Raw genomic sequence first — 16,181 nt, forward strand, 5'->3', positions numbered from 1 at the left:
TTGCCTTGCAGGAGTCCAAGAACATGAAAGCCCCCACGCTGCGCTTCTGGTACGCGATCCATCGCTGGACCAGCCTGCTCTGCACATTGAATCTGCTGGCGCTGTGCGTCACCGGCCTGTTGCTGATCTTCCACGAGGACATCGACGCGCTGCTCGGCCAGGAACATCATGGCGCGGTGGCTGCCGAGCGCACCGTTGCCGTGCCGGCACAGCGGCCCGCGTTGCAGACGCTGGTCGACGCGGCCCAGGCCGCGCATCCGGGCCAGATTACCAAGTCGATTTCGTTTGCGGACGACGATGCCGACGCCGTTGGCGTGCGCGTGGGACCCGTTGGCGAGCCGCAGCTGCGCAATGGCACGACGGTCCAGTTCGACGCTGCCACGGGCGCCACGCGCAAGCCGGGGCCGCCGGGCGAAACCTTCAGCGGCTTCATCCTCAAGCTGCACCTGAACCTGTTCCTTGGCCTGCCGGGGCAGTTCTTCATCGGCTTTGTCGGCGTGTTGTTCGCGCTGAGCCTGATGAGCGGGCTCGTCGTCTACGGGCCGTTCATGCGCAAGCTGGCTTTTGGCCTGATCCGCTTCGGCAAACCGGTGCGCATCGTGCAGGCGGACCTGCACAACCTGTTCGGCATCGTCGTGATGGTGTGGGCACTGGTGGTCGGGCTGACGGGGACGTTCCTGTCGTTTTCCCCGCTGATCATCGGGGTCTGGCAGAAGACCGAGCTGCAGCACCTGATCGCGACGCTGCCGGGGCCGACGCCCGCATCGTTCGTGCCGGTGGATCGCGCGCTGGAGCAGGCGCACAAGGAGGTACCGGGGAAGGACCCGGCCTTCGTCTTCTATCCGAATACCGAGTTTTCCACCGGACGCCACTACGGCGTGGTGCTGCGCGGCCACACGGAGCTGCAGAAGCGCGTCTACGCGATCGTGCTTGTCGATGCGGGCGACGGCAGCGTGGCCGCCGTGCGCGGCATGCCGTGGTATCTGCAGGTACTGCTGCTGTCGGCGCCGTTCCACTTCGGCGACTATGCGGGCCGGCCGCTGCAGATCCTGTGGGCGCTACTGACGGTCATCACGGCGGGCGCCACGGTGACGGGTTTCATTTTCTGGCTCAAGCGACCACGGCGCAGCCGCGAGGACGCCACTGCAACGCTGCCGCCGCAACTGTCGGGAGACCAGGCATGAAGCTGATCGACGATACCTGGCCGATGCCGGTGCTGCTTGGCGTGCTGTCCTTCGCGGGTCTGGCGGCCGGCATTTTCGGCGATGGCGCGTGGGACGCCCTGTGCTGGATCGGCCTGGGTGTGCCCGTTGCCGTCACGGCGTACTGGCTATGGCGACATTGGCGCGTGCGGACGGCGTCCGCGAAGGCGTAGGCGCCGTGCGCGGGCATGTGCCGCAATGGCCCTCGCCCGGCAGGCGGTAGTTCAGGCAGCAGATGCGTCGCACGGGCGCCACGCCCGGCTGGCCCGGTTCCGCGCCAGGTCGGAATGCGCCATGGAACGGGTTGGCGAAGCCGTCGATGGACACGGGTGCGTCGATCCATGCCAGCACTTCCGCGCGCTGCGCGGGCGTCAGCACCGGATGCGCGGCCAGTTGCCGCGCGATGCCCGCGGCGGCCACGCCACCCGTACACCAGAGCAAACGCTGGGATACCCGGGCGGCTACGGAAAACGCCGCCACCACGCGCGGCAGATGGGCGTTGACCAGCGGTGACAGCAACGCGGCAAGCGTGGCGCCGGACGCCTCGCCGCCGTCCGGCAGTACCAGCATCGCCAGCCAGCCATTGGCTGCGCCACACCAGACCACCGCATCAGCGTCGAACGTCAGACCGCGCCGATGCAGCGTGGCCGCGACAAGCGCTCCTGGTAGCACCGCCATCGTGTAGTCGCGGAACCACGCCGCAGCGAGCGCCCGCAGGTCCTCGCAATCGCTCGCACGGGACGCACGCGCCAGGCATTCGGCGGCCCAGCCGGCATCCAGACTGGCACCGCGTGCCATCACCCCCGATGGTTCCGACCCCGCCGCACCGGCCAGCGCGAGTCGTTCGGCATAAGGCCGCAAGGGCCCGGCGAAGAATGGGGCGAGAAAGTCGATCATGCGGTACGTGTTGCGTCGGCTATGGCGAGATGCCGGCCTGCCTGACGGATGACGAATAGCCTGCGATGGAAATTAGGGAGGTGGCTCCATGACGATGGGCCTGCATGACGGCCCCTAATTTTCCCCGCGCGCCGCACGTCATCCAGGCAATGCCGATCCCGGATCTAGCCAGCATGTCGCTTATTGCCTCCCTGCCGCGCAAGCTGCGGCTTACCATCGTCCTGGCCGCCGCGGCCAGCCTGGCCGCTGGCCTGTGCGCCGTCAGCATGGTGGCGCTCATCAACCGCGTGCTGGCCACGCAAGGCGCGGACGCGCCGCCACTGGCACTGCCGTTCGCGGCGCTGGCGATCGCCGTGCTGGCGTGCCGCACGCTGGCGTCGACGCTGTTCGTGCGCGTCAGCCAGAGCGCGCTGGCGCGTATCCGTGCGCAGATCTGCGAGCGCTTCATTGGCGCGCCCTACCCGCATATCGAGCAGACCGGCAATGCGCGGGTGCAAGCGGCGCTGGCCGATGACAGCACGCACGTGGCCAACGGCCTGTCCGTGATTCCGGTGGTGCTGACCAACTCGATGGTTGTGCTCGGCTGCCTTGGCTATCTGGCGTGGCTGTCGCTGCCGACGTTCGCCATCGCCTGCGCGATTCTCGGTGTCGGCTCGTGGTTCTATCACTGGAACCACCGCCGCGCGCTGGTGCACCTGAAGCAGGCCGGTATCGCACAGGATGCGCTGCACGGCCATTTCAAGTCGCTGGTGTCGGGCGCGCGCGAACTCAAGCTCAATCACGACAAGCAGCGCAGTTTCATTCGCGACAGCCTGGGCGTGACGCTCGATGCCGTGCGCACCGCACGCACGCGTGGCCTGTCGATCTTCTTTGTGGCGCTGGGCTTCGGCAGCTTCCTGTTCTTCGCGGTGATCGGCGGCGTGCTCTTCGCGCCGCGCGCAACGCCGCTGGACCCGGCCGTGATGACTGGCTTCACGATCATGTTCCTGTACATCATGTCGCCGCTGGAATCGCTGCTCAATGCGCTGCCGGCGCTGAGCATGGGGCGTGTGGCATACGCGCGCATCGAGGCGCTGGGCGCCGATGCCGCGCCCGAGGCTCCGCCCCGCGACCGAGCAGTCTCCCGCTTTGCCAGCGTGTCGCTGGATGCCGCCAGCCATCGCTACTTCCACGAAGGCGAAAACAGCTTCTTTGCGCTGGGGCCGGTCGATCTTGCGCTCCATGCCGGTGAAATCGTGTTCCTGGTGGGCGGCAACGGCAGCGGCAAGACCACGCTGGCCAAGCTGATGGCTGGCTTGTATCCACCGCTGGCCGGCGAACTTCGCCATAACGGCGAGGCGGCCGACCCCGCGCATCTCGCCGACTATCGAGCGCAGTTCTCCGCCGTGTTCTCCGATTTCCACCTGTTCGACACGCTGCTTGCGCACGATCCGCAGGACGACGCGCTGGCCAATCGCCTGATCCAGCGCTTCCAGTTGGGCCACAAGGTCACCGTGCGCGACGGTCGCTTCACCACGCAGTCGCTGTCGCAAGGCCAGCGCAAACGACTGGCGCTGATCGTCGCGTGCCTGGAGCGTCGCCCGGTGATGATCCTCGACGAATGGGCCGCCGACCAGGACCCGCTCTTCAAGGACGTGTTCTATCGCGAAGTGCTGCCGGAACTGCGCGCGCAGGGCAAGGCGGTGCTCGTGATCTCGCACGATGACCGCTACTTCGACCTGGCCGACCGCGTTGTGAAGATCGAGAACGGCCAGATCGTCAGCGACACCGTGCAGGCGCATCGCGGGGCGCAGAGCGACACGGCCACGCTGGCCACGGCCACCGCTGCCTGACGCGCGGCAACGTCTACGGAGAATTCCATGCCCCTGCATCCCGACCTCGAAGCGCTGCTCGACATGGTGGAAATCGCCACCGCAACCGGAAAACGCCCGGTGATTCATCAACTGACGCCCGCGCAGGCGCGGCGCGAGTTCGATGACGCGTCCACGGCGCTCGACTTGCCGCCCGAACCCGTGGGCCGCGTCGAAGCGCTGCGTATTGCCACGCGAGACGGGTCCGACATCGACGCCCGGCTCTACGCGCCCGATCGACAAGGAGACGGGGATGCGCTGCCGGTCCTGCTGCATTTCCATAGCGGCGGTTTCACGGTCGGCAGTCTCGATTCCCATGCGTCCCTATGCACGGCGATCGCCGCAGCCACGCCTTGCGCCGTGGTGTCTGTGGCGTACCGGCTGGCGCCGGAGTGCAAGTTTCCAACTGCGGCATATGACGCCATCGATGCGCTGGCATGGCTGGGCAGGCATGCCGCATCACTGGGTCTGGACGCCTCCCGGATCGCCGTGGGCGGCGACAGCGCGGGCGGAACCCTCAGCGCCATGCTTGCCCTGGCGGCGCGCGACGAACCCGCCCTGCCCCGGCCATGCTTTCAGGTGCTTTGCTATGCGGGCCTTGGCGGCACCACCGACACCGCTTCGCATCGGCAGTACGGCGAAGGGTATCTGCTCGATACGGACACGATCGAGTGGTTCTACAGCCAGTACCTGCGCGACGAGGCGGACCGTCGCGACTGGCGCTTTGCGCCATTGCGTGCCGAGGACCATCGCGGCGTGGCGCCCGCGCTGATCGTGCTGGCCGAATGCGATCCGCTCTGCGACGAGGGCCACGCCTATGCGCGAAAGCTCGCCGATGCCGGCGTGCCGGTCGTCGTGCGTGAATACGCGGGCATGGTTCACGAGTTCCTGCGCATGGGCAATATCGTCGCCGACGCCGGCGAGGCCCGCGTGGAAATTGCCGGTGCACTGGCCCGCGCCTTCCAAACGCGCGATGCAACGGCGGTGCCGTTGGAACGCGCCGCCTGAGCGCTAAATTCTCCACGCCGCGCATCGTCTCGATAGGCATGACGGCAGACGTCATGCACCGTCCAACGAATGCCATGCCAGACACGAAGATCCATATGCCGACAACGCTTGCTCATTTTTCGCGCCACCTGTCGTTCGCGGCGCAGCCCACGTTGCGCCGCGAGAGCCGCTACGACGGTTCGCGCCTGACGGTGACGAGGGACGGCCAGCCCCTTGCCAGTTTCCAGTTCGCTGGCGACGCGCTGCGCCTGCACGACAGCCACGCCGATGACCACGAACTGGCCCATGCGACGATGGTCGCGCTGGATGCCGCTTTCGCCAACGGCGCGCCGTACGCGCTGCGCGTCGATATCGAATCGCGCGGCGCACAGAATCGTCTTCACCAGATCGGCGCGCTGCTGCGCGAGCCCGGTGACGCGCGTGGCGGTATCGCGGGTACTGCGCACGCCAGCCTGCTTTGGCAACGCCCCGAGTTGTACATGGCGGCGTCCGAAGGGCCGTTCCCGCTGCGCTATGCGATGACCGATGGCAAGCGCCATCCGCTGCGGCCGGGCAAGCCGGATGGCGTGGTCTACGCGCGCCATATCCCGTGGCTCGACAAGACGCTGATGCTGCGCGCCGCTGAACTGGAGCGGGATCTGCCGCTGCTGCATCGCTGGATGAACGATCCGGATGTCGCCTACTTCTGGAACGAGGAAGGCGACGAGGCCAAGCATCGCGCCTATCTGCAAGGGCTGATCGACGATCCGCATATGCTGCCGTTGATCGCGTCGTTCGACGACACGCCCTTCGGCTATTTCGAGGTGTACTGGGCCAAGGAAAACCGCATCGCGCCGTTCTACGATGCGCACGATCACGATCGCGGCTGGCACGTGCTGATTGGCGAACCGGCGTTCCGGGGCAAGGCGTTCCTGACGGCGTGGTTCCCGGCCATCCAGCACTACCAGTTCCTGGACGATCCGCGCACGCAGCGCATCGTCGGCGAGCCGCGCGCCGACCACGTGCGCCAGATCGCCAACCTCGACAAGGCGGGCTTTTCGAAGATCAAGGAGTTCGACTTCCCGCACAAGCGCGCGATGCTCGTGATGCTGCTGCGCGAGCGGTTCTTCGGCGAACACCTGCTCTTGCCGGACACCACGGCGCCAGCCACGCCACGCAACTGATTCCTCTGCCAACGGGGCGCGCGTGCGCCCTCTTCCCTCTTTCCCGATTGCTCAGCAAGGACCGAAACATGACGCTCCGCGACATCTCTCCCGCCGTCCACGATCTGGTCGGCATCGGCTTCGGGCCATCGAACCTGGCCCTGGCTATCGCGCTTCAGGAGCAGGCGGCTTCCGGCCGGCCGCTCGACGCGCACTTCCTGGAAAAGCAGCAGAACTACCAGTGGCACGGCAACACGCTGGTTTCGCAGAGCGAGATGCAGATCTCGTTCCTGAAAGACCTCGTGTCGATGCGCAACCCGACCAGTCCGTACAGCTTCGTGAACTACCTGCATCGCCACGGGCGACTGGTGGACTTCATCAACCTGCGCACGTTCTATCCGAGCCGCATGGAGTACAACGACTATCTGCGCTGGGCCGCGAGCCACTTCGCGGGGCAATGCAGCCTGGGCGAAGAGGTGCAGACGATCGAGCCCGAGATGGATGGTGGCAGGATCGACCGCGTGCGCGTGATCTCGCGCGATGCGCAGGGGCGCGAACGCACCCGCGTGGCACGTTCCATCGTGCTGTCGACCGGCGGCACACCGCGCATTCCGGAAGCGTTCCGCGGCATGCGCGATGACAGCCGGGTCACGCACCATAGCGGCTATCTGAACTGGATCCGCAACCAGCCCTGCGTGGGCGGCAAGCCGATGCGGATTGCCGTGATCGGCGCCGGCCAGAGCGCTGCCGAAGCGTTCATCGACCTTCACGACAACTATCCGTCGGTAAAGGTGGACTGGATGGTGCGCGGCGCGGCGCTGAAACCCGCTGACGACAGCCCGTTCGTCAACGAGATCTTCGCGCCGGCCTATACCGACGTGGTGTTCGAGCAGGCCCAGGCTGGCCGTGACCGGCTGATCGAGGCGTACCTGAACACGAACTACTCGGTGATCGACGCCGACCTGATCGAGCAGATCTACGCGATGCTGTATCGCCAGAAGGTCAGCGGCCAGTTCCGCGCGAACCTGCTGACGTGCAAGGCCGTGCGGGCCGCCCATGGCGGTGCGAATGGGATCGAGCTGACGGTCGCCACGACGGCGCCCGGCGCGGGTATCAATGCCGATTCCGAGACGCGCCGCTATGACGCCGTGGTGCTGGCCACCGGCTACGAGCGCGAAAGCCATCGTCGCCTGCTGGAGCCGCTGGCGCGCTATCTCGGAGACTTTTCGGTGGATCGCAACTATCGCGTGCAGGCGGCGCCGGAGCTGGCCGTGCCCGTGTACCTCCAGGGCTTCTGCCAGAGCAGCCATGGTCTGAGCGATACGCTGCTGTCCGTGCTGCCCGTGCGCGCCGAGGAAATCGCCGGGGCGATCCACGATGCATTGAGCGCGAATCGCGATCGTTGCTGGGCCCCGTCTACGGTTCAGAAGGGTGGCAGCCAGGCCATTGCCGCGGCATAGCCCGGAGGCGCGTCCAGCCGATAGAGCCGGGTCCGCGCCAGCGCTGCCGCATGGGCAGCGAGCTGGCCGGATTCTGGGCGGACGGTGAGCCAGCGCGCGCCGTGCGCGTCGCCCACATCGCCTTTTTTCGTATCGACGGCCACCGAAACGTGCTGCAGGTGGTCGGCAATCCCCAGCCCCAGCGCCTTCAGCAAGGCTTCCTTGGCGGTCCATAGCAGGTGAAACGCCTCGGGCCATGCCGCCGCCGGCATGGTTTCGAGCCAGTCGCGCTCCCGCGCGGTCAGGCAGTGCGCCGCCATCTCGCGCAGCGAGTCCTGCCCTAGTCCGGGGTCGATCCATTCAATATCGACCCCCACCTCCCCGCCGCCCTCCGCCAGGGCGATCCACGCGAAATCTCCCGCATGCGACACGTTGAATCCCGGGGCCGCCGAAATATCTAGCCATGGCTTGCCGTGCGGGCCGGTTTCAAAGCGCAGGGAATCGGCAGGCAGGTCAAGCCTCCGCCCCAACAGCGCGCGCAGTGCGGCGCGGGTGGCGGCGTAGCGCAGTCGGTCGGATTGCAGCCGAAGATTCGCCGCATGGGCTTGCTCTTCGGCGTTCAGGCACTCGATCAATATGCCCCTTGAGGCGCTTTTCCCGTCGAGATGCAACTGCCACAGCGCGACGCTCGGCATCGGACTGGGAAGAGATGTGAGGGGCGGCGCGCCCGGGGCGAATCGAATCTCCATTAAGACCATGACGAACGGCGAGCGTATCTATTTAGATGGGCCAGCCGATGCGTCACGTGACTGCCAAGGCGTATCAACCGCAGCCTGGACGAGTGAGCAAAGGCGAAATTTAATGGCTTTCACATCCCGAAATCGGGATAGCAATCTCATCTTTACTAACAACAGGGTTACTTTTTTATTAATTGACTATCATTCTCATTCTTATTAACGTACCTGCTCCGCACTGCACCAATTCAAGGAGCCGCCCCCGTGATTCCCTTAACCGAAATTGGCACCAGTCTGACGCCCGCCCTTGGCGCGGACACGCTGTTGGGGCTTTTCGTGGCAAATCGACGTGCGCTGGTGGGTGCCGCGGCCCGCATCGTGGGTTCTCGCGATCAGGCCGAAGACGTGGTGCAGGACGCCTTCCTGCGCTTGCGCACCATGACGGACGAGCCGTCGATCCGCAGCCGTCTCAGCTACCTGTTCCAGATCGTTAGAAACCTGGCGATCGACACGTACCGACGGCAGTCGCTGGAACAGAAATGGATGGCGCCGGAGGACGAAGGCGTCAACGCGCCCTCCCCGGCCACGCTGCCCGACATCATCGTCCGGGATCGCCAGGCGCTGTGCGCGCTGATGGGCGCGCTGGCCGAACTGCCGGAGCGCACGCAACGCGCGTTCGAGATGTGCCGCGTGCAGGGCATGGCGCAGAAGGATATTGCTTCGGAACTCGGCGTCTCGCCGACGCTCGTGAACTTCATGGTGCGCGATGCCTGCATCCATTGCCGTGCCCGATTGACCCGCCAGCAGGCCATCTGACTGGCGCACCCAAGACCGCCTCGAATCGCCGCCACGCCGGTATCACGGCCTGCCCCCCGCTGGCAAGGCTGACCGAAGCCACCGCGTTGCCAATCCACCGAGCCCCCGTGGACAATCCGGAATCGGCACTGCTATATTGCGTGAACCGATTCCGCCCCCCGATTCCATGGCACGCTCGCTTGCGCTCGTCGCGTTGGCCGCTTCGCTGTCTGGTTGTGCCGGCGCCCCGTCCATAGGCCTGTTTGGAGCCTATTTCCCGCTCTGGCTGCTGAGCGCCGTGATTGGCATCGCGGGCGCCATCGTTGCCTGGCGCATCCTCATCGCCACGGGCTGGGCGGATATTCTCGGTTTCCCGCTGCTCGTCAACACGGCAATCGGCCTGATGATCGCCGAGATCGTCTGGCTCCTCGGTACGGGGCACATCCTATGAAAATGGCCGGTGTCCGCCGCGGACCGCTGCGCGGAAAGCTGATCGTCCTCCTCATCGTCCTGCTCGCCGTCCTCCTGTCGGTCTACGCTTACGAACGCACCGTCCGCTATCCCGCTTCGGACGACGCCTCGCTCGATGCGGACCTCGCCCGCGCGATGCTGGGCACGCGGCGACGCACCATCGGCACGGAGCGTGGCACGGTGTCCGTGGCATCCGAACAGATCGCGCGCGCCGAGCAGAACTACGCACTGACCGCGCGGACGGTAGAACGGTTGCGGCCGTTGGCCGCCGATGGCTATGTGCCGAAGCAGCAGCTCGACCAGGCCGAAGTGGCCAAGCGGGACGCGGCGGTCACGCTGAAACAGGCGCAACTCCAGCGCTCCACGACGGCGCAGGCCGTGGGCAACGACGACGACGCCATCGCCACCGTCCATGTCCGCGAAGCGGCGCTGGCCATCGCCCCCGCGCGCTGGAGGACACCGTGGTCCGCGCCCCGCACGAGGGCCGGGTGACCGGCCTGAGCATGCTGTCTGGCGAAGTCGTGCTGCCCAACCAGTCGCTCTTCGTGCTCGTCCACACCGGCGAGTGGTTCGCCGTGGCGAACTTCCGCGAAACGCAGCTCGCGAATATCCATCCGGGCGACTGCGCGACCGTCTATTCGATGATCGATCACCGACAGGTCGTGCCGGGGAAGGTGGAAAGCATCGGCGTAGGCATCACCGATACCGACAAGATCAACCTGCCGCGCTCGCTGCCGTATGTCCAGGCATCCGTGAACTGGGTGCGGGTGGCGCGCCGCTTCCCGGTGCGGATCAAGCTGGAAGCTCCGCCGGAGACGCTGGCGCGCGTGGGTGCGAGCGCAATCGTCGAGGTTCGGCATAGCGCGTCCTGCCGCTGATGGATTCCGGCTCCGGCTGGGGGACCTGCGCGCCTTGCTGGCCCCCTTCCCGGGCCGCACGACCGCACCACGAGCATCGCGGTGGCCAGCACGCTCACCGCCCTGATCTGCGCGATCTACGGCACGCCCGAAGCGGCCATATCCACCTACGTCATCTTCTTTATCAACCACGCCGACCGCACCACGAGCATCGTGATGAGCGTGGCGGCGCTGTTTCTCGTCAGCCTGATCATCGGCCTGGTGATCGGGCTGGCCGATTTCACGCTCGACAGCCCGATGCTGCGCGTTGCGTGCATGGCGGTGCTGTCCGCCGGCCTGCCGTTCCTGACGTCCGCCAGCATGCTGCGACCCATTGGCGTCATTGTCGCCATGATCATCGGCTTCGGTCTCGACGAACTGGGCCTCGTGCACGCCGATGAACTGGCCACGCGCGGGCGGCTCTATGCGTGGCTGATGGTCGCGATTCCCATCGGTGCCAACGTCGTGGTCGTCTATGTAAATCAGGCTGGAGAGGTGGCTCCAACTCAATTGTCTACTCAGTGCGTAGACAATGTCCTCGCTCGGAAAAGCCTCGGCGAAGCGCAGCATATGCCGCGAACTCTTGGCGCTGAAGCCGCTACCATACTCCGCCTCCAACTGCAGCGACGGAGAAACGACGATCTGCCGAGCATGACCCCTGCGCGTATCTCAAGGACGTCCTCACGCGCTTACTGTTTCTGTCGATCTGAAGAATTGCCTGGAGGTTTGCCTGTGCAACCGACGCTCAATATCAAAAGTCGCTTCAGGACATGTTCCCCTGCGGTCCATACTTGCGCCGTTAAGATACAGGCGCATCTGCCCTGCGTCTGCGTAGCTGAACTTGCCCACCTTGAGGTCGATCACCAATAGTCTACGGTGAAAGAAGAGGAGATCGACGCGAAACCAACTGTCGTCAATTCGCAGTCGGCGCTGGCGCCCGATGAAGGCAAAGTCATCGCCCAGTTCGAGCAGGAAGTCAGCCAGATGTCGGATCAATGCCTCTTCGAGGTCAGATTCGGAATACTCGTCCTTTAGGTCGAGAAACTCCAGAACGAACGGGTCTTTGATGGCCTCCTCTGGTGTGATCGCATCACTAGGCTCGGCCAACTCACCTTTTTCCAGCATGCTAGCCTTGTTGCGCGACAAGGCAGTAGTTCGTAGAACTGGGTGCTGATTTGCCGATCAAGTTGCCGTACCGACCAGCCCCCGCGCAAGGTTTCGGTCTCATAGAAATGGCGCGCTTGCTCATTTTTTTACCGATAACGGACGCACATAGGCCGACCAAGGCAAGGGAAAGGCCTTGGCAAGGGCGGCTAGATCAATCGCATTGCGCCGCAGTGATTCCGAAAACACGGTACGCAGACAGCGTCTGCGACTTTCGAGCGCGCGGCAATTTCGCAGACGCTGTCTGCGAAATCCGCTCAGGGGGGCCACCCCTGGTAAAAGGAACGCATCTGCTCCAAGTTGCGCTCGGAAAAACCTCGCCCAAATCGGGTAGACAAGTCGGCAGACAGCCGCTTGAGCAGTGCTTGTCCATAGGCTGCTCGATCTTGCCCGCCTTGCTCGAACTCGACGATACGGCGACCGATTTCCTAGTAGGTTGCCGTCGTCAGTGCATTGATACTGCGCGCGCCGACACGACGAGCGCTCTCCAGCAAGGCGACGATGTCGCCGTGGATGCCGCTGTAGGCGGGACTGGAGGATACGAGGTCGGTCATGCCTCGACCTCGTTCAGAAGCCCCTCGATTTTGCACGGCTGGTGCATCACCTCAACCTCAACGCCTCGCGGGTCCGTGAGGAGCGCGTCGGGCTACTCACCACGGGCCACGCAGGATTCCATCCAGCGAGCCGTTATAAGGTCCGCGCCAAGATGGACGCTCATTGCACGACTCGGTTTCTCCACAAACGCACCAGTTAGCTCTAGTTCGAGTACAACGATTTGTGCACTTGGCACTGTGCGCACATTGTAACGGCGGTTAGCGCGCCGCCCCACGCGCTGGGTCGGCAGTCGCCCGGTGAGGTAGCGGCCTATCCTGTGGCGCGATGGACAAATTCCCCTCTCTCGCCCTCGAGCCGGCCAAGAGAATGTCCCGAGAATCGATCACGGCCTTACCGAACGGCCACTACTGGGCCACGCCCCACGCGCCCTTCCCGCTGGACGGTCCAAACGGCCACGAGGAGGTCTTCCCCGGCGCCCAATGCCTCAGCGACGGAAAATGGGTCACCTTCTATAAGGGCGGGGAAGAAGTATGGGCGTGCAATGCCGTGTATGCCGCCGCGCATTTCGACTTTGCACCGGGTCCAATTAACCGCTCGCCGACGGACAATTGAGAGTCTGACGATTCCCCTGGCCGTGGGGTACGTTTCGAACCCTACAAACAGTCGAGTCCATTTTTCTTTGATCGGGCATTATGTGAAATTCGACGGCTTGACCAGAGGATAGGGAGTTCCTTCAACGGCTAGGTACGAGGACAGTGGTCGGCCGTTCCCGCCCAGGAAGCGACATTGAGAGTGACGCCTGATCCGACGTTCGTAGGTCCCTTCACTGCGAAAAAGCGGCCGTCCGTACCTCGCTGAGACGAGAGTCCGCAAAGCCGATTTGCTCGATGCGGCTCCGGCAGAAGACCAGCAATGCGATAACTTTCAATTAACCCGTCATAGAGAGAAATATCCGAGCGACTCCTGGCAATGAGCTGAGCGCCGGCGACGGCGGCATAGATGGCGCGAGCACGCCGTTCGCTATCCTCGGCGCTGACCACGGCCGCGGCGGACAGCACCTTGCTCAGCCACGCAACATTCACATCAGCAAAAGTCTGGACCTCCTTCGTCACCGTTTCCGGCAGGTCATCAGATTCGGCAGCCATGAAGCTACACAGGCATATGCGATTGCCACTCTCAAGCGCCTTGCGAAACGTATCGGGATAGTGGCGCAGGCAATCGATCGGATCTGCGTATTCGGCCAAAAGCGCATCCAGAGTAGCTGCTGATTCCTCCCAATACGGCCTCGCCACCGCTGCGCCAAGATCAGCTTTGCTTGCGAAGTGGTGATAGATGCTCGCAGCCTTGATGCCGACAGCTTCAGCGAGATCGCGAAAATTCAAGCCGTTGTAGCCGTGCGCCTGCGCAATCTTTGTGGCTGCCACCAAGATTCGCTCCCTGGAGCGGCTCGTGCGCATGGTGCCGGGATCGGTCAACCATGAATGGCAGGACTATCATTTCCCGCGCCACACCCCGCAAGGCAAGCGGATCGGTGAAGGTCCCGTGATACGCACGATCCGCGAAGCCATCTCCGCGGTTTGCACAAAGCAGGGCCTGCTCATGCTGACCAAACGGGCCGCCAGCTACTACGCGACCCCTCAGATGGCCTTTGTCGAGATCGACCTGCCAGCCATGCCCTCGGCCTTGGTACGGCGTGTGGACGACCACCGGCTGATCCTGCAAGAGATGGACGCGCTGCTCCTGCCCATTGCCTGCCGGTACGGCGTCGCGCCCGCGTGAGCAAGCTTCAGGATGCGGAAAACTCCCCCCGGCGGCGGACAATTTCCGACCCCGGGCCCCCATCACTTTTGCCGTTGGATTAACGGCAATATCAAGGAAAGGCAACCGTCGAGATGAGCCTTAACGCTGCCAACCGGCAGCGGCGGCTGAACGCCGAGCGCGATCTGACGCAGCGGCTCCGCAACTGCCATCGAAAGTAGTAGCTCTGCCAGCATGACTGCGTCGGGCACATGTACTAGCCGCCTTTCGTGCTGCACCGCAAGCCAGTCCGCGAGCATCCTCCGACCGCGCTCGACACCATTGCGTTGATATTGGGTGAGTAGCGAGTCCTTTCCAGGAAACTCAGTAGTCAGTAAGCGGAACATCCTCACCGCAGAGTCCGACAACACGTGCGCACAAATGCTCTCCAGGATTTCTCGCAGCACTCGAGGTACGTCCTGCACCGAGTCAGGTTGGACGAATAGTGCCGGCGCATACAAGTCTGTCCACTCGCGCACAGCCAGTCCAATCAACTCGTCGCGATTTGCGCCGAATCGGTAGGCGGTCTTCTTCGCCACGCCTGCATGCGCTGCTATCGCTTCCATCGTCGTCGATTCGTACCCGACGTCCAACAATAGCTGCATCGCGCTTTGAACCACAAACTGCCGAATTTCCTCGTCTCGTTGCGCAGGCCGACCTCGCCCGCGTCGCGCTTCGACGGTCATCTTTACCCCTCAAAAAACGATAGACGAGAGTATGCATCATACTTGGAAACGCATAGCGTTTCCTATATACTCACCCTACCCCGTCTATGGAGTACACACATGGATTCGAAACGAAGCGCTACCCCTTGGCTCGATCATTCGGCACTTCTTGACCCGTCGCCGATGATGATTGAAACAGGTGTTCAACGTTTAGAGAGCGGTGCACTAATGGTTGCCGTGCGAACAGATTTACACGGCTGCAAAGGGCGTATGTTCGATTGGTGGTTCAAGTTCTTCGAGACGACCCAACACATTAAATGGTGGCATCCGGTTGACCACGTCGAACACCGCGGGTGGGACGACAAGTGGCGCAAGGGCGAAAACTATTACGGCGCGAGCATTCACGCGGTTGAATCGCTCGCAGAGATTCCTCCGGTGGCCGCGAAGCTAAAGTTCCATGATCCCGCAACCATCTTTAACCCAATAACGTTGAAGCAAGCACTGAGCGACGCGCGCGTATCGGCGGTGGTTGCGGCCAGAATTGGCTTTGGCGAGCACGTGCAGCTTGATGATTCGGGTGACCCGCTCAATGGTCAAATGCTTCATGTTGCTCGCGACACCGATTGGGGATGCGTATTGCGCAGTCGTTTCGTGTTGGGCCTTGACGACCAATCCACGGGCAGTGGCCCGACGGACGCCATGGGCCTTGCGCTAATGCGTCATTGCTATACGGAGTTCACGTTTCTTTCGCGCTTTCTGCCATCGCTCTATTTTGGGGAACGTGCCAACGGAGAAGTAGTACCTTTGCCGTGGTAGCCTGAAAAGGTACGCGAGATTGTCGATCTCTCTGTCTATCGCTGCACGCATGTCCTGCCCGACGCACAGCACTCGTCCGATCGAGAGCTGCGGGTTGGCACCGCGATCACCAGCATAGCTTTCACGATAGTCTCCGAGACAAGCCTCGGGTGAGATGCGTCGTATGGCGATCTTCATCCAGGTGTCGCGTTTTTCCTCGCTAGTTGGTTTCCATCGTATCGCCGTGCTCGTGTCATGAGTCTGTTCTTTCTCGGGGCAGCTCTCTCTGGCGTGGCAGGTGGCCTCCTTTCTGGCTGGATCTTGGCTCACTTCCATAAGGGCAGCGGTCTCTATGGGTGGCAGTGGCTATTTCTGCTCGAAGCGCTCCCCACATTGTGCTCGGATTCATGCCCTTTTTTTACTCGCGAACTCGCCCAACGAGGCGAAATGGCTTTCGCATAGGGAGAAGGAGATCGTAGCAGGCATATTAGCCACCGACGCCGGCGAAAGCGGACATAGCAGTCGCTGCTCGGTGGATGGACAAAAGGATATGAGGGTGTGGTTGTTGGGTATTATCGATTTCGCCATTCTCCTCTGCATCTATGCAATCAGTTTCTGGATTCCGACGCTCATTCGAAATTCTGGTTTACAGGATATCTATCCTTTTTAATAACGGAATCATCGGCGTGGTGATTCACCTTACTGGTCGTGCGGCAGTGGCAATGTGGGTGTTCGGAGCAATTCTCCTCATTGGAGCCCGCCCTCGCGTTC

The 16,181-nt window shown here is 63.4% G+C and carries 14 protein-coding genes and 5 pseudogenes; 13 read left to right on the forward strand and 6 right to left on the reverse strand.

All coding sequences use genetic code 11. The features are described from left to right. The first annotated feature begins 23 nt into the window (after positions 1-23). Complete coding sequence (locus ACX12D_RS33835) at positions 24-1,184, forward strand: PepSY-associated TM helix domain-containing protein (RefSeq protein ID WP_459377038.1); 1,161 nt, start codon at positions 24-26, stop codon at positions 1,182-1,184. Further along, positions 1,181-1,375 carry a hypothetical protein gene (locus ACX12D_RS33840; protein WP_459377039.1) on the forward strand — a complete coding sequence of 65 codons (195 nt, stop codon included), beginning with the start codon at positions 1,181-1,183 and terminating at the stop codon, positions 1,373-1,375. The genes ACX12D_RS33835 and ACX12D_RS33840 overlap by 4 nt, the downstream gene beginning before the upstream one ends. Here ACX12D_RS33840 and fhuF read toward each other — a convergent pair. Further along, positions 1,317-2,099 (reverse strand): siderophore-iron reductase FhuF, encoded by a 783-nt coding sequence (gene fhuF, locus ACX12D_RS33845; RefSeq protein ID WP_459377040.1) that lies wholly within the window; start codon positions 2,097-2,099, stop codon positions 1,317-1,319. The two genes, ACX12D_RS33840 and fhuF, sit on opposite strands and share 59 nt — an antisense overlap. Positions 2,100-2,272: 173 nt before the next feature. Here fhuF and ACX12D_RS33850 point away from each other — a divergent pair, with 173 nt between their 5' ends. The 4 genes from ACX12D_RS33850 to ACX12D_RS33865 all read left to right on the forward strand — a co-directional run bounded on the left by ACX12D_RS33850 (position 2,273) and on the right by ACX12D_RS33865 (position 7,559). Next, entirely contained in the window at positions 2,273-3,931 is a 1,659-nt protein-coding gene (locus ACX12D_RS33850) for a cyclic peptide export ABC transporter (protein ID WP_459377041.1), read from the forward strand. Between the two features lie 27 nt (positions 3,932-3,958). Beyond that, the gene (locus ACX12D_RS33855) at positions 3,959-4,957 is read left to right on the forward strand and encodes an alpha/beta hydrolase (RefSeq protein ID WP_459377042.1); all 999 of its coding nucleotides are present in this window, start codon (positions 3,959-3,961) and stop codon (positions 4,955-4,957) included. Positions 4,958-5,052: 95 nt separating this feature from the next. Continuing rightward, entirely contained in the window at positions 5,053-6,120 is a 1,068-nt protein-coding gene (locus ACX12D_RS33860) for a GNAT family N-acetyltransferase (RefSeq protein ID WP_459377043.1), read from the forward strand. 68 nt (positions 6,121-6,188) lie between these two features. Further along, a complete protein-coding gene (locus ACX12D_RS33865; protein WP_459377044.1) occupies positions 6,189-7,559 on the forward strand; it encodes a lysine N(6)-hydroxylase/L-ornithine N(5)-oxygenase family protein in 1,371 nt (456 codons plus the stop codon). On the opposite strand, the gene ACX12D_RS33870 is transcribed toward ACX12D_RS33865, so the two are convergent. Further along, positions 7,523-8,233: a 4'-phosphopantetheinyl transferase family protein gene (locus tag ACX12D_RS33870; RefSeq protein WP_459377045.1), complete on the reverse strand. Its 711-nt coding sequence runs from the start codon at positions 8,231-8,233 to the stop codon at positions 7,523-7,525. The two genes, ACX12D_RS33865 and ACX12D_RS33870, sit on opposite strands and share 37 nt — an antisense overlap. A 303-nt stretch (positions 8,234-8,536) precedes the next feature. Here ACX12D_RS33870 and ACX12D_RS33875 point away from each other — a divergent pair, with 303 nt between their 5' ends. The 3 genes and pseudogenes from ACX12D_RS33875 to ACX12D_RS33885 all read left to right on the forward strand — a co-directional run bounded on the left by ACX12D_RS33875 (position 8,537) and on the right by ACX12D_RS33885 (position 10,416). Beyond that, on the forward strand, positions 8,537-9,088 hold the full coding sequence (locus ACX12D_RS33875) for an RNA polymerase factor sigma-70 (protein ID WP_006163264.1): 552 nt from the start codon (positions 8,537-8,539) through the stop codon (positions 9,086-9,088). A gap of 166 nt (positions 9,089-9,254) precedes the next feature. After that, complete coding sequence (locus ACX12D_RS33880) at positions 9,255-9,518, forward strand: hypothetical protein (protein ID WP_006163265.1); 264 nt, start codon at positions 9,255-9,257, stop codon at positions 9,516-9,518. Next, positions 9,515-10,416: pseudogene (locus tag ACX12D_RS33885) on the forward strand (HlyD family efflux transporter periplasmic adaptor subunit). Before ACX12D_RS33880 ends, ACX12D_RS33885 begins: the two are co-directional and overlap by 4 nt. 543 nt (positions 10,417-10,959) lie before the next feature. Here ACX12D_RS33885 and ACX12D_RS33890 read toward each other — a convergent pair. Together ACX12D_RS33890 and ACX12D_RS33895 are read right to left on the reverse strand one after the other, a co-directional pair. Then, a pseudogene (locus ACX12D_RS33890) lies at positions 10,960-11,052 on the reverse strand (hypothetical protein); the annotation flags it as partial. Positions 11,053-11,226: 174 nt separating this feature from the next. Further along, positions 11,227-12,152, reverse strand: a pseudogene (locus ACX12D_RS33895) (PDDEXK nuclease domain-containing protein); the annotation flags it as partial. 367 nt (positions 12,153-12,519) lie between these two features. Here ACX12D_RS33895 and ACX12D_RS33900 point away from each other — a divergent pair. Further along, positions 12,520-12,765, forward strand: coding sequence for a hypothetical protein (locus tag ACX12D_RS33900; protein ID WP_459377046.1), 246 nt, complete (start codon positions 12,520-12,522; stop codon positions 12,763-12,765). Positions 12,766-13,049: 284 nt separating this feature from the next. Here the strand turns inward: ACX12D_RS33900 and ACX12D_RS33905 are convergent. Then, a pseudogene (locus tag ACX12D_RS33905) lies at positions 13,050-13,610 on the reverse strand (TetR/AcrR family transcriptional regulator); the annotation flags it as partial. Here ACX12D_RS33905 and ACX12D_RS33910 point away from each other — a divergent pair. Next, positions 13,567-13,932, forward strand: coding sequence for a hypothetical protein (locus ACX12D_RS33910; protein ID WP_459377457.1), 366 nt, complete (start codon positions 13,567-13,569; stop codon positions 13,930-13,932). The pseudogene ACX12D_RS33905 and the gene ACX12D_RS33910 sit on opposite strands and share 44 nt — an antisense overlap. A 62-nt stretch (positions 13,933-13,994) precedes the next feature. On the opposite strand, the gene ACX12D_RS33915 is transcribed toward ACX12D_RS33910, so the two are convergent. Then, positions 13,995-14,636, reverse strand: a complete 642-nt coding sequence (locus ACX12D_RS33915; protein ID WP_459377047.1) for a TetR/AcrR family transcriptional regulator — start codon at positions 14,634-14,636, stop codon at positions 13,995-13,997. A gap of 99 nt (positions 14,637-14,735) precedes the next feature. Between ACX12D_RS33915 and ACX12D_RS33920 the strand changes: the two genes are divergently transcribed. Together ACX12D_RS33920 and ACX12D_RS33925 are read left to right on the forward strand one after the other, a co-directional pair. Then, positions 14,736-15,431 carry a DAPG hydrolase family protein gene (locus ACX12D_RS33920; RefSeq protein ID WP_276287683.1) on the forward strand — a complete coding sequence of 232 codons (696 nt, stop codon included), beginning with the start codon at positions 14,736-14,738 and terminating at the stop codon, positions 15,429-15,431. A gap of 186 nt (positions 15,432-15,617) precedes the next feature. Next, positions 15,618-15,872: pseudogene (locus tag ACX12D_RS33925) on the forward strand (MFS transporter); the annotation flags it as partial. Positions 15,873-16,181: the final 309 nt, after the last annotated feature.

It is taken from the genome of Cupriavidus sp. PET2-C1 (assembly GCF_054515855.1).